The sequence below is a fragment of the Burkholderia sp. MSMB1835 genome (assembly GCF_001526365.1).
Lineage (GTDB): Bacteria > Pseudomonadota > Gammaproteobacteria > Burkholderiales > Burkholderiaceae > Burkholderia.
The window spans coordinates 282,237-295,869 of sequence record NZ_LOYP01000042.1 but is presented as its reverse complement, the minus strand read 5'-3'; the positions used below and the strand labels follow the sequence as shown (position 1 = coordinate 295,869).

The window sequence follows — 13,633 nt, the reverse complement described above, 5'->3', positions numbered from 1 at the left end:
CGATGCGCCGGTCGGCGGATCGTTATTTATACGTCGTCGTACTACATGACGCAGTCTAGACGCGATCGGCGCGGCGTATGTATTTGTCGTTTACCCTGTTATCTATGGGGTTACGTATCGTATGTGTGCGCACACTCACATCGACGAATGGAGCTATAGAGATATGTTGTCGTATGTTTATGCGCAAAAACTTCCGCGCAATCTTCTCCGGCCACCACGCTCCAACGGTACGGTTCCTGCCCGTGCGCCGCCGACCCGCCTCGGTAATTCCGCCTCTGGTCAGCCCCGCGCCACCCGCGCTATCGTTTGTCCATTCCCACAGTCCAGGAGCTGCCTTTGCCTACCCGCCACGGAGTCGAGCTCATCCGCGCCCGCGCGCTGTTCGATCGCGAGCGCCAGGCGTTCGCCGAAGCCATGCCGGTTTCCCGCGCGCTGTCCGCGGAGGCGTCCGAGCACTTGCTGTTCGGCGTGCCGTTGCACTGGATGCAGGACTGGTCGACCCCGTTCTCGCTCTACGTGAAGGAGGCCCGCGGCGCGACCTTCACCGACGTCGACGGTCATCGCTACGTCGATTTCTGCCTCGGCGATACGGGCGCGATGTTCGGCCATGCGCCCGAACCCGTCGCCCGCGCGCTCGCCGAGCAGGCCACGCGCGGCTACACGACGATGCTGCCGAGCGAGGACGCCGCCTGGGTGTCGCGCGAACTCGCGCGCCGCTTCCATCTGCCGGTGTGGCAATTCGCGCTGAGCGCGAGCGACGCGAACCGCTTCGTGCTGCGCTGGGCGCGCGCGGCCACCGGCCGCAACACGATCGTCGTGTTCAACGGCTGCTATCACGGCACGGTCGACGACGTGTTCGTCGATCTCGTCGACGGCCGCCCGGTGCAGCGCGACAGCCTGCTCGGGCAGTCGTACGACCTGCTCGCGAACACGCGTGTCGTCGAATTCAACGATCTCGACGCGCTCGAAGCGGCGCTGAAGGACGGCGATGTCGCGTGCGTGCTCGCCGAGCCCGCGATGACGAACATCGGCATGGTGCTGCCCGACCCGGGCTTCTGGGAGGCCGCACGCGCACTGACGCGCCGCCACGGCACGCTGCTGGTGATCGACGAGACGCACACGATCAGCAGCGGCCCCGGCGGCTACGCGGTCGCGCACGGTCTCGAACCGGACATGCTGGTGGTCGGCAAGCCGATCGCGGGCGGCGTGCCGTGCGCGGTGTACGGGTTCAGCGCCGAATTCGCGGAACGCGCGAAGCAGGCGAAGCTGAACGCGCCGCCCGGCCATTCGGGAATCGGCACGACGCTCACCGCGAACATGCTCGCGATGCATGCGATGCGCGCGACGCTCGCCGAAGTCGCGACCGACGCCGCCTATGCGCACATGTTCGCGCTCGCCGCGCGGCTCGCGACGGGCCTCGAGCACGCGATCACGAAACACGGGCTGCCGTGGTGCGTGACGCGCATCGGCGCGCGCACCGAGTTTCAGTTCGCGCCCGTACCGCCGCGCAACGGCACGCTGGCCGGCGCGCAGCTCGACAGCGAACTCGAGCATATCGTGCATCTGTACCTGCTGAATCGCGGCGTGCTGATCACGCCGTTCCACAACATGATGCTCGTGTGCCCGCAAACGACCGCCGACGATGTCGACCGGCTCGTCGCGCAGTTCGATGCGTGTCTGGGCGAACTGGTGTGAGGCGCTGACGCAAGGCCCGGTACTCGCGCGAGCGCGTACCGGGCCCACCCGCCCGCTACGCGGCCCGCAACGCGCGCCGCGCGACTTCCGCGAAATACCGCGCGCCGACCGGCAGAATCTCGTCGTTGAAATCGTACGTCGCGTTGTGCAGCGGCACGCCGCCCTGCCCGGCCGCGTCGCCGTTGCCGATGAACGTGAAATTGCCCGGCACCGCCTGCAGGAACGCGCCGAAATCCTCCGAGATCATCATCGGCTGCACGTCGGCGTTCACCGCATCGGCGCCCGCGACGTGCGCGGCGGCCTGCACGGCCGTCTCGACCCATTCCGGCGAGTTCACCGTCGGCGCGAACTCGTGCGTGTACTCGAACGTGCAGGTCGCGCCGTGCGCGCGGCAGATCCCTTCGCCGATCTCGCGCATCCGCGTGGCCAGCAACGTCTGCACGTCGCGCGAATAGCTGCGCGTGTCGCCCTTGATCGTCACGGTCGACGGCAGCACGTTGCGCAGCCCGTCGGTGATGAATTCCGTGCACGACACCACCGCCTGCCGGCCCGGGTCGAGATTGCGCGACACGATCGTCTGCAGCGCGAGCACGATCTGCGCGCCGATCACGATCGGGTCGATGCCCATGTGCGGCCGCGCCGCGTGCGTGCCGCGCCCGTCGATCCGGATCACGAAATTGTCTTCGCTCGCCATGATGCCGCCCGCACGCGTCGAGAACGTGCCCGCGCGCATGCCCGGCATGTTGTGTGCGCCGAAGATCGCGTCGACCGGAAAACGCTCGAACAGCCCGTCGGCCATCATCGCCTTCGCGCCGCGACCGTGCTCTTCCGCCGGCTGGAAAATGAAGCGCACCGTGCCGTCGAAATCCTTGCGTTCGGCCAGCAACTGCGCGGCGCCGAGCACCATCGACATGTGGCCGTCGTGCCCGCACGCATGCATCTTGCCCGGCGTGCGCGACGCGTGTTCGCGGCCCGGCGCGTGCTCGGCGATGTTCAGCGCGTCCATGTCCGCGCGAATGCCGATCGCGCGCGTGCCCGTGCCGGCCGTCAGGTTCGCGACCAGCCCGGTGCCGCCGATGCCGCGATGCACGTCGAGCCCGAGCGTGGTCAGGATGCGCGCGACGTAGTCCGACGTGTTCACCTCTTCGAAACCCGTCTCCGGATACCGGTGCAGATGGCGGCGCCAGGTCTTCAGTTGGCCGTGCAGCGTGCTTGCTTCGATTGCGTCGGTTTCGTCCATCGCGTTCGCCTCGTCGGTCGTCATGTCGTTCAGGCCGCCACCGCCGCGCGGCCGAGCCACGCGCGCTGGCGCGCGAGCACCGCGTCGGCCGTCTCGCCGACGCACTTCCGGTACACGGACGGCGCGGTCGCCCCTTCCGTATTGATCGCCAGCACCCGCGCATGCGCATCGAGCCCGACCTGCCGTGCGAGCGCCGGGTCGCGCATCAGCACGTCCAGCCCGGCCACGCCGGCCGCGCCCGATTCGCCGGCGACGAGCGGCACGTCGCGTTCGCTGCCGGCCGCGAGGCTGCGCATCGCCTGCACCGCGTCTTCGTCGTCGATCAGCATGAAGTGATCGATGCACATCTCGAGGAAATCCCACGCGAGCGGCGACGCCTCGCCGCACGCGAGCCCCGCCATCACCGAATCGACGCTGCCGGTGGCCTTCGTCGCGCGCCCGGCCAGCGCGCTCTGGTACAGACAATCGGCCTGGCGCGGCTCGACGACGACGAAGCGCGGCCGCTGCACGCCGTCGCGCTCCCACAGGTAGCTCGCGACGCCTGCGGCCAGGCCGCCCACGCCGCCCTGCAGGAATACGTGCGTAAACGGTCGCCCGTCGTCCGCTGCCGCCTGCGCGGCCGCTTCGGCGGCGATCACGCCGTAGCCCTGCATCACGTCGCGCGGAATCGCTTCGTAGCCGTCGTACGACGTATCCGACACGACGTACCAGCCGTTCGCCTGCGCGAGCTGCGCCGCGCAGACGACCGATTCGTCGTAGTTCCCCGCGATGCGCACGATCCGCGCGCCGTACGCCGAGATCGCGCGTTCGCGCTCGGCGTCGACGTTCGCGTGCAGCACGATCACGCACCCGCAGCCGATCGCGCGCGCGGCCGCGGCCAGCGCACGGCCGTGATTGCCGTCGGTCGCGCTGATCACCGTCAGGTCGGCCAGCGCCGACGCATAGCGGCCGGTGACGAGCCCCCGCGGATCGAACTCCTGCGTGCGTCGCAGCCGCTTCACGAGCCGCACCAGCGCGATCGGCGCGCCGAGCGCCTTGAAGCTGCCGAGCGGCGAGCGGCACGACTCGTCCTTCACGCTGACGCTCGCGACGCCGAGCCGCGCGGCGAGATCGGGCAGCGCGCGCAGCGGCGTGCGCGCGTGGCCGACGAGCGGCCAGTGCGACAGCCACGCGCCGCTTTCGTCGGCCGACGCGATGTTCATCACGCGGCGCAGCGCGTTCGGGTAGGCAGTGCGCGACGCGCGCGGGTTGGCGATCAGCATGGCAAAGGGCTCCGGAGCGGGACCGCCGGCGGTCCGTCGGGTGAATCGGATCAGGCAGACGCAGGTTGCGCTCGCCATCGGTTGGAAAAATAATATTGCGTACACTGCCGAATGAAATCGCCAAATCGACGGCTCAGACGCAAAAATTTCTCATTCTTTCGAGGTTCGACCCGCCATCATGACGCCCTCTCTCGATGCGTTCGATCGCAAGCTGTTGATGGAAGTCCAGCGCGACGCGCAGACGCCGCAGGCCGAGCTCGGCGCGCGCGTCAACCTGTCGACCGCCGCCGTGAACCGGCGGCTGCGGCGCCTCGCGGAAGACGGCGTGATCGAGCGCTATACGGCTGTCGTCGCGCCGGACAAGGTCGATCATCCGCTGACGATCGTCGTGAACGTCGAGGTCGAAAGCGAGCAGATCGACCAGCTCGACGCGATGAAGCGCACGTTCGAGCGCTGCCCGCAGATCCAGCAGTGCTACTACGTGACGGGGGAATGGGATTTCGTGCTGATCCTCGCGGTGCGCAACATGGATCAGTACAACGCGCTCACGCGCGAGCTGTTCTTCGCGAACAACAACGTGAAGCGGTTCAAGACGCTGGTGAGCATGAGCCGCGTGAAGGTCGGGCTCGACGTGCCGGTCGACGCCGGCGAGTAAACGCTGCGATGAAACGGCCGGCGCACGACTGCCTGCGCCGGCCGCTTCCCATCGATGGCTACGTCAGCGACAACTGAAGCTCGCCGCCGAATTCAGGTCGCCCGAGCCGTTGTAGCGCGCGATCTGCGGATACGGGCACAGCGGCCGCGTGCGCCCCGCACCCCACGATGCGGGCACGTCCGCGTTCGGCACCGCGTTCGTCGTGTCGCGCGCGGCGGCAACGATCGCCGTCGGCGCCTGCCCCTGTTCGACCCACGCGACGAGCGGCGTCAGCATGTCGAACTGGTCGGCAGCCGGCCCGCCCGAGCAGTGATTCATCCCCGGCACCGGATAGAAGCGTGCAAAGCTCGACGCATCGCCGCCGTTCGCCTGCGCGACCTGCGCGTACCAGTCGCGCGTGTCGTTGAACGAGAACACCGGGTCGCCCGTGCCGTGATAGACGAGCAGCTTCGCGCCGCGCGCCTTCAGCGCGGACAGGTTCGTCTCGTCGGGCGGCGTCATGAACGACCACGCCGATTGCGTGTACACGCCATTCGTCGCGAAGATCGCCGGCGCGTCGTTGTCCATGTCGAAGCCGAGCGCGAAACCGGGCAGGTTCGCGAGCGCCGCGGCGGTTTTCGGCGGCGTCATGAACGTGAACGCCATCGCGGCCGGATCGAGCGTGATCGATGCCGATTGCTTCCACGACGCCCAGCCGCCGGCAGCCACGCCCGGATCGTACGGAAAGCTCGCATACAGCGCCGTGCCCGCGCCGTTGCGCGCCCCGGCGAACACGTTCTCCAGCGCGGTTTTCTGCGCGGGCGTCAGGCAGGCGCCGGTGCGCGTGCCGTTCGCGCAGGTCGGGATATCGGCATCGATGCTGAAGTGCGCCTGGCACGCGGCGACGTCCTGCACCATCCCGTCGGCCGCGCCGTCGAGCGCATCGCATTTGTCGAGGATCTTCGCGCCGACGAACTGGCGCTCCGCATCGTCGAAACCGCTGCGGATATCCGGCAAACCGTTCGATCCGGTGGCCGACGCGATCTTCGCGAACTGCTGCGCGCCGTACATCTCGCCGATCGCCGCCTTCGGCAGATGGAAGCCCGGATCGCCCGCGATGATGCCGTCGTAGTCGGCCGGGTTGCGCACCGCCGTGACCATCGCGTGACGGCCGCCGTTCGAGCAGCCGCCGAAATAGCTGCGATCGGGCGCCTTGCCGTACGCGAGCCGGATCACCTGCTTCGCCATCGGCGTCAGCGCATCGACGGCGCCGTAGCCGTAGTCGATCCGCGCCTGCGGATCGAGGCCGAACAGCGGATTCTGCGCAGCGCTGTGCCCGGAATCCGAGCTGATCACCGCGAAACCCTGGTTCAGCGCGTTGGTCAGCGGCCCGCCGCCGCCGATCTCGCCGGTCGCGGTCACGACGTTGCCGTCGAGCCCGCCGTTCGCCTGGTAGAAGAAGCGGCCGTTCCACGCTTTCGGCAAGCGCATCTCGAAGCCGATCGCATAGGTCTTGCCGTCCACCGCGCTCACGCGCTCGTTCATCTTCCCTGCGATCACGCAGTGCTCGGCGACCGGCTTGCCGGCCACCGTCAGCGCGCCGGCCGCCGCGGTCGTCACCGACGTGAACGACGTGTTCGCATACGCGAGCTTCGCGGCGAGCGCGTCGCAGGTCTGCGCCATCGCGGCCGGCGTCGCAGCGCTCAGGTGCGTGGGCGCGGCACCGATCGAATCGTCGCCGCCGCAACCGGCGAGCATGGCGGCGGCCGACAGCGGCGCAATACAGAGGATTGCAGATTTTCTGTTCAAGATAACTCCCGTTCGGTTCGTCACGCCGGTGAATCAGAACATGTGCCGCACGCCGACCATCGCGCCGAGCTGCCCCATCCCGGCGCCGGGCGTCGTGCCGGGCCCGCCGCCGCTGACCGAGTAGCGGGCGTGCGCGCTGTTCCACAAATACGACGACTGCGCGTAGACGGCCGTGCGCTTGCTCAGCAGATAGGTCGCACGCAGCGTCGCCATCGTCGCGCGCGTGTCGTGCGCGCTGTTGACGATCCGGTAGCCTTCGCCGTCGACGATGAAAGCGGGCTTCACCGCATACGACGCACCGACGAAGAACAGATCCGAATGCGCGCCGGCCGCGGCCGGCGAACCGGTCGACACGCGCCGTCCGATCCAGCCCGCGCCGATCTTCGCGCCGCCCGCCTGCGCATACGCGCTCACGTGCGTGCGCGCGTCCTTGCCGCCGCTGCTCGTGAAGGGGACGGGCGCGACGCCGTCGAAGAAGTTCGCGGCCGCGCCGGTGCCGCCGCGCTGCTCCTCGTACGACGCCGCCGCGCCGAAATACGCGCTGTCGTACTTGAGCATCACCGACCAGTTGCGGCATTGCACCGCGTCGCCCGGCACCTGCCCCGCGCACGTGCCTTGCCCCGGGGAGTTGCCGGTGCCCGCGCCGTCGCGGCCGAACGAATACGCGGCGCCGAGCGTCACGCCGCGATACGTGCCGAGGTAGGTCACCGCGTTGTCGGCGCGGCCGTTCGGCACGTACGCGTCGAACGAGCCGAGCCCGTAGATGTCGGGGCCGATGATGTCCGCGCCCTGCAGCGCGAGATAGGTCATCGTGTACTGACGGCCGAACGCGAGCGTGCCGAAACCGCTCTTCAGCCCGACGAACGCCTGCCGCCCGAACAGCCGTCCGCCCTGCCCGAGATCGCCGCCGCGCACGTTGAAGCCGCTTTCGAGCGTGAACACCGCCTGGTAGCCGCCGCCGAGATCCTCGGTGCCGCGCAGCCCCCAGCGCGACGGCAACTCGCCCGTCACGCCCGGCATCCGCACCACGTGGTCGCCGGCCGCGTTCGCGTGCGACACGAATTCGACGCCCGTATCGATGATCCCGTACAGCGTCACGCTCGACTGCGCGTGTGCAGCCGGTGCGACGAGCGCGCAACACGCGCCCGCGGCCAGCAGGCCGTTCCTTGTCTTCGTTTTCATTTCGTTGCGTCTCCAGACCTTGTTGAATCGCGCGCTCTGACGGCGCGCATTGAAAAAACGAAACCTCAGTCGCCGGCTTGCGGGCGGCGAATCAGCACGAAGGCAGCGAAGGCCGCGACGAGCGTGACGGGGATGCTCGCGCCGATCACGACGGGCGCGCTGCGGCCGGCGGCCAGCAGCGTCGCGGCCGCGAGCGGCCCGACGACGGAGCCGAGCCGGCCGACGGCCACCGCCGCGCCGACGCCGGTGCCGCGCATCGCGGTCGGGTAGTAGATCGCCGCGAGCGCATACAGCACCGACTGCCCGCCGACCACGAACATCCCCGCCGCGAACGCGGCCGCCGCGAGCGACGCGAAACCGGGCGCGGCCGCGAGCGCGGCGAGCGACAGCACGATCCCGACATACATGCCGCCGACCACGCGCGACGCGCGCATCCGGTCGAGCGCCGCACCGATACCGAGCGCGCCGAGCCCCGCGCCGACGTTGAACGCGATCTGCACGAGGCCGACGTGCGCACGGTCGAGCCCGCGCGAGGCCATCAGCGACGGCAGCCAGTTCAGCAGGAAGTAGAGGACGATCAGCGTGCAGAAGTAGCTGACCCACAGCGCGACCGTCGACGTCGTGCGGCCGTCGCCGAACAGCGTGCGGGCGACGCTCGTGCGCGCGGCCGGCGTGCCCGCGACGTCGAGATACGCGCGCGATTCCGGCAGGAACCACACCAGCAGCGGCACGAGCAGCAGCGGGCCCACGCCGCCGACGTAGAAGATGTGCCGCCATTCGGTGTCGCCGGCGAGCAGCACGCCGATCAGCGACGCGATCACGCCGCCGAACGGGATCCCGCAGTACATCGTCGCGACCGCGCTGCTGCGCGAACGCGGCTCGACCGCTTCGGACGACAGCGCGATCAGGTTCGGCATCGCGCCGCCGAGGCCGATGCCGGTCAGCACGCGCACGACGACAAGCATCGCGAAGCTCGAGACCTGCGCGGTCGCGATCGACAGCAGCCCGAACAGCACGGTCGACGCGATCAGCACGCGCTTGCGGCCGATCCGGTCGGCGAGCCGCCCGCCGAGCATCGCGCCCGGCAACAGCCCGAAGGTGCCCGCGCTGAACGCGATGCCCATCTGCGACACGGACAGCCCGAATTCGCGCGCCATGCGCGGCGCGGCGACGCCGACCGACTGCAGATCGAGCCCTTCGAGAAGTGCGATCGCGAAACACAGCGCGAGCGTGGTCGCGACCGTGGGTTTTTCGGCAACGTAAGTGTTCATGCTGTCTCCAAATCCGATGTCTTGTAGTCGGTCGGCCTTGCAACGACCTTCGCGCGCCGCCGCCAGCCAATGGCGGTTCGGCGCGCGAGGTGTCGCATGAACGGCCGCCCTTATCAGGCAACCTGATTCACTGGCCGCAAAAATGCCTGCCGGTGTCGTGGCCGGCCGGTCGTTGTGCCTGCTTGTCGATGCTCGTTACTGCTTGCTGCTCGTTACCGCGCGTGCGTACTGCCTACGCGTAAATAACGTCGGGATCGCGCCGCGCCGGATCGTACAGCGAGTCGATCGTCGCCGCGCGATGCTTCTGCACGGCCGCCTGGTTCAGCGAACCCTTGTCGGTCACTTCGCCGAGATCGAGCGACGGCGGCGTGTCGATCAGCCGGATCCGCGCGACGAACGTCGAGCCGCCGCTCGCGTGCCGGTTCAGCTCGGCGAGCCACGCCGCGAACGCCGCCCGCACGGGCGGCGCGCGCAGCACGTCGGCCACCGACGCATCGGCGGCGAGCCCCGCGAGCGCACGGCACGCATCGACGCGCGGGAACACCAGCAAGCCGATGTCGTCGCGATCGATCCCGGTCACGACCACGTCCTGCACGTATGGCGCGCCCGTCGACACGGCATTCGCGCGCAGCGGCCCGACGCTGACGAACGTGCCGCTGCTCAGCTTGAAGTCCTCGGTGAGCCGCCCGTCGAACAGCAGCCCGAGTTCCGGTCGCGCCGGATCGGCAAAGACGCCCGCGTCGCCGCTGCGGTAATAGCCTTCTTCGTCGAACACGTCGCGCGGATCGACGTCCGCATGCCAGTAGCCGCGCATCACGTTCGGCCCCTTGAAACGCAGTTCGTGCTTGCCGCCGCACGGCACGAGCTTCGCGTCGCAGCCGGGCGCGGGCAGCCCGATATAGCCGGCGCGCATCAGCGGCCCCGTCGTGAACAGGCACGACGGCGACGCCTCCGTCATCCCGAGGCCGGCCATGATCCGGATGCGCTCGCCGCAATGCGCTTCGGTCACGCGGTCGAGCCGATCCCACGCGGCTTGCGACAGCCCCGCGCCGCCGAAGAAATACAGTTTCACGCGCGAGAAGAACGTGTCGCGCAACGCGGCATCGCGTTCGAGCGCGGCGGTCAGCTCCTCCCAGCCCTTCGGCACGTTGAAGTAGATCGTCGGCGCGATCTCGCGCAGGTTGCGCACGGTTTCGTCGAAACGGCCGGGCATCGGGCGGCCGTCGTCGATGTACAGCGTGCCGCCGTTGTACAGCGCGATGCCGAGGTTGTGGCTGCCGCCGAACGTGTGGTTCCACGGCAGCCAGTCGACCAGCACCGGCGGCTCGCGCGTGAGTTCGGGCATCGTCTGGCGCAGCATCTGCTGGTTGCTGCACAGCATCCGGTGCGTGGTCGGCACGGCCTTCGGCAGCTTCGTCGAACCGGACGTGAACAGGATCTTCGCGAGATGGTCGGGGCCGACCGCATCGTGGATCGCGTCGATCGTGCGCGGAGCGGTGGCGAGCAGGCGCGACAGCGGCACCGCGCGGCCCGTGCCGCGGGTGTCGGCATCCTCCTGTGCATCGGCATCGCGGGCGACGATCAGCGCCGCATCGGCCGGCAGCGTCGCGTCGAGCGCACGCGCGAACGGTGCGCGCTCCGCGACGAACACCGCACCCGGCCGCAGCACGCCGAGCGTGTGACGCAGCTTGCCGTAGTCGGTCGACACCAGCGAATACGCGGGCGAGATCGGCGAGTACGGCACGCCGGCCAGCATCGCCGCGAACATCAGCTGCAGATGCTCGAGATCGTTGCCGGACAGCACCGCGAGCGGACGTTCGGCCGACAGCCCGAGATCGACGAGGCCCTGGCCGAGCGCGCGCGCGCGTTCGAGCATCTGCGCGTACGTGATCTCGATCCAGCGCCCGTCGGCGCCGCGCCGCGCGGCCAGCACGCGGTCGGGGTGCGCTTGCGCGCCGCGCACGAGGCAGTCGGTGATGCGCGTCGGATAGTCGCCGAGCGGCTCGCGCGAGCGCAGGTACCAGGTGCCGTCGTCATCGCGGCGAATCTCGGCCGCGCCGACCGCGACGGCGGCCGCGCGATAGCGCACGCCGCCCGTGTCGGCCGCCGGCCCACCGGCGGGGTGCGAGACGTTCATCGTGACCTCGCTCATATCGGGTAGTGCCGCGGCGCGGTCTGCACGGTGATCCATCGCAGTTCGGTGAATTCGGCGATCGACGCGCGGCTGCCGAACCGGCCGTAGCCGCTCGCCTTCGTGCCGCCGAACGGCATCTGTGCTTCGTCGTGCACGGTCGGCCCGTTGATGTGGCAAATCCCCGATTCGATCCGCCGTGCGACCGCCATCGCACGTGCGACGTCGCGGCTGAACACGCTCGCCGACAGCCCGAACTCGCTGTCGTTCGCGAGCGCGACCGCGTCGTCGTCGCTATCCGCACGCAGGATGGCGACGACCGGCGCGAACGACTCCTCGCGATAGAGCCGCATATCGCGCGTGACGCCGTCGACGATCGCGGGCTGCATCGTCGCGCCTTCCACACGGCAGCCGAGCGGCAGTTGCGCGCCGTGCGCACGCGCATCCTCGACCAGCGACGCCGCGCGCGCGGCGGCTCGCGCATCGACCATCGTGCCGAGCGGATGGCCGGCCAGCGGATCGCCCGCGACCAGCGTGCGCGCCTTCGCGGCGAGCCGCTCGACGAGCGCATCGGCGATCGGCCGCGCGGCGATCACGCGCTCGGTCGACATGCAGATCTGCCCCTGGTTGAAGAATGCGCCGAATGCGATCGCGTCGACGGCCGCGTCGAGATCCGCGTCGTCGAGCACCAGCACCGGCGCCTTGCCGCCGAGTTCGAGCAGCACGGGCTTCAGGTGCGCGGCCGCATGGCGCGCGACGATGCGGCCGACGTGCGTCGACCCGGTGAAGTTGATCCGCTTCACGTGCGGATGCGCGATCATCCGCTCGACGAGTTCGGGTGCGTCGGCCGCCGCGTGCGTGATCACGTTCACCACGCCCGCACCGAGCCCCGCTTCGTCCAGCACCGCGCCGATCAGCGCATGCACGCCCGGGCACGCCTCGGACGCCTTCAGCACGACCGTGTTGCCGCACGCGAGCGGCATCGCCAGCGCGCGCGTGCCGAGGATCACCGGCGCGTTCCACGGCGCGATGCCGAGCACCACGCCGCACGGCACGCGCATCGCGAGCGCGAGATTGCCCGGTACGTCGGACGGGATCACGTCGCCGGCAATCTGCGTCGTCATCGACGCGGCCTCGCGCAGCATGTTTGCCGCGAGCGTCACGTTGAAGCCGAGCCAGCCGGGCGTCGCGCCCGTCTCGGCGACGCCGGTTTCGACGAACGCGTCGATGCGCGCATCCATCAGGTCGGCCGCCTTCAGCAGCCGGCGGCGCCGCTCGGTCGGCGCGAGCGCCGCCCACGCGGGGAATGCGCGGTGCGCGGCGTCGATCGCCGCGTCGGCGTCGGCGATGCCGGCCGCCGGCGCGCGCGACGCGAGCGCGCCCGTCGCGGGGTTGAGGCGGTCGAAGGTCCGCCCGTCGCGGGCGGCGCACCACTCGCCGCCGATCAGCATCCGTCTGTCGGTCATGTCGTCTCCTGCCTTGCCTGTCTCTTGCGATTACGCCGGCGCTCGCGCCGGCGGCTGCGTCGGCGCTTGTATCAGCGCTTGTATGCCTGCAGGCCCGGCTTGATCGTCTTGTCGTCGAGGAACTGCTTCAGCCCCTGCTCGCGGCCGCGCTCCGGGTCGCGCAGTTGCGCCTGGTCGAGCTTCGCATACAGGTAATCCTCGCACTGCTCCCACGTGAGCTCGCGCGAACGCTTGAAGCCGTGCTTCGCCGCGCGCAGCACGACCGGGTTCTTGTCCATCAGCCGCGCGGCGAGCGCGATCGTCGCGTCACGCAGCCCGGCGAGCGGCACGCTGCTGTTTACGAGGCCCATTTCCGCCGCTTCCGCGCCGGTGAACGTATCGCCGGTCATGATGAAGTGCAGCGCGCGACGATGCCCGACCGTGTCCGCCATCGCCTTGCTGACGAGGTTGCCCGGCGGGATGCCCCAGTTGATTTCCGACAGCCCGAACACCGCGTCGTCCGCTGCGATCGCGAGGTCGCACGCGACGAGCGGCGAGAACCCGCCGCCGAAACACCAGCCGTTCACCATCGCGATGGTCGGCTTGTTGTACATCCGCAGGCGGCGCCACTGCCATTCCGATGCATCGCGGCGCACCTTTTCCTGCAGCGCATCGGGGCCGCCGTCGATCTCGCGGAAATACTCCTTCAGATCCATGCCGGCCGTCCACGCGGCGCCCGCGCCGGTCAGCACCAGCACCTTCGCCTCGTCGTCGAACTCGATCGCGTCGAGGACTTCCAGCATCTCCCGGTTCAGCGTCGGGCTCATTGCGTTGCGCTTCTCGGGACGATTCAGCGTCACCCACGCGATGCCGGCTTCCACTTTCACTTCAACGGTCTGCCAGCGATTGTCGTACTTGCTCATGTCTGTTCCTGTCGTTCGTTCCTGTGCGATTCGGTGCGCAG

Annotated in this window: 10 protein-coding genes; 2 read left to right on the top strand and 8 right to left on the bottom strand. The window is 69.4% G+C overall.

Going from position 1 to position 13,633, the window contains the following annotated elements; genetic code table 11:
- The first annotated feature begins 336 nt into the window (after nt 1–336).
- Entirely contained in the window at nt 337–1,695 is a 1,359-nt protein-coding gene (locus WS96_RS17550; protein WP_059834124.1) for an aspartate aminotransferase family protein, read from the top strand.
- A gap of 55 nt (nt 1,696–1,750) precedes the next feature.
- Here WS96_RS17550 and WS96_RS17545 read toward each other — a convergent pair whose 3' ends face one another.
- Together WS96_RS17545 and WS96_RS17540 are read right to left on the bottom strand one after the other, a co-directional pair.
- Complete coding sequence (locus WS96_RS17545; protein ID WP_059834526.1) at nt 1,751–2,935, bottom strand: M20 aminoacylase family protein; 1,185 nt, start codon at nt 2,933–2,935, stop codon at nt 1,751–1,753.
- Nucleotides 2,936–2,964: 29 nt separating this feature from the next.
- Nucleotides 2,965–4,197: a diaminopropionate ammonia-lyase gene (locus WS96_RS17540; RefSeq protein ID WP_059834122.1), complete on the bottom strand. Its 1,233-nt coding sequence runs from the start codon at nt 4,195–4,197 to the stop codon at nt 2,965–2,967.
- 178 nt (nt 4,198–4,375) lie between these two features.
- Between WS96_RS17540 and WS96_RS17535 the strand changes: the two genes are divergently transcribed.
- A complete protein-coding gene (locus WS96_RS17535; protein ID WP_059834120.1) occupies nt 4,376–4,852 on the top strand; it encodes an Lrp/AsnC family transcriptional regulator in 477 nt (158 codons plus the stop codon).
- A 63-nt stretch (nt 4,853–4,915) separates the two neighbouring features.
- Here WS96_RS17535 and WS96_RS17530 read toward each other — a convergent pair whose 3' ends face one another.
- The 6 genes from WS96_RS17530 to WS96_RS17505 all read right to left on the bottom strand — a co-directional run bounded on the left by WS96_RS17530 (nt 4,916) and on the right by WS96_RS17505 (nt 13,592).
- Nucleotides 4,916–6,640: a tannase/feruloyl esterase family alpha/beta hydrolase gene (locus WS96_RS17530; RefSeq protein ID WP_059834119.1), complete on the bottom strand. Its 1,725-nt coding sequence runs from the start codon at nt 6,638–6,640 to the stop codon at nt 4,916–4,918.
- Between the two features lie 33 nt (nt 6,641–6,673).
- Nucleotides 6,674–7,822: a porin gene (locus WS96_RS17525; protein ID WP_059834117.1), complete on the bottom strand. Its 1,149-nt coding sequence runs from the start codon at nt 7,820–7,822 to the stop codon at nt 6,674–6,676.
- A 65-nt stretch (nt 7,823–7,887) separates the two neighbouring features.
- Entirely contained in the window at nt 7,888–9,093 is a 1,206-nt protein-coding gene (gene mhpT, locus WS96_RS17520) for a 3-(3-hydroxy-phenyl)propionate transporter MhpT (protein ID WP_059826146.1), read from the bottom strand.
- Nucleotides 9,094–9,325: 232 nt separating this feature from the next.
- Nucleotides 9,326–11,245 carry a feruloyl-CoA synthase gene (locus WS96_RS17515; RefSeq protein WP_059834114.1) on the bottom strand — a complete coding sequence of 640 codons (1,920 nt, stop codon included), beginning with the start codon at nt 11,243–11,245 and terminating at the stop codon, nt 9,326–9,328.
- Complete coding sequence (locus WS96_RS17510) at nt 11,242–12,690, bottom strand: aldehyde dehydrogenase (protein WP_059834112.1); 1,449 nt, start codon at nt 12,688–12,690, stop codon at nt 11,242–11,244. Before WS96_RS17510 ends, WS96_RS17515 begins: the two co-directional genes overlap by 4 nt.
- Before the next feature lie 71 nt (nt 12,691–12,761).
- Nucleotides 12,762–13,592 (bottom strand): p-hydroxycinnamoyl CoA hydratase/lyase, encoded by an 831-nt coding sequence (locus tag WS96_RS17505; protein WP_059499568.1) that lies wholly within the window; start codon nt 13,590–13,592, stop codon nt 12,762–12,764.
- Nucleotides 13,593–13,633 lie beyond the last annotated feature (41 nt).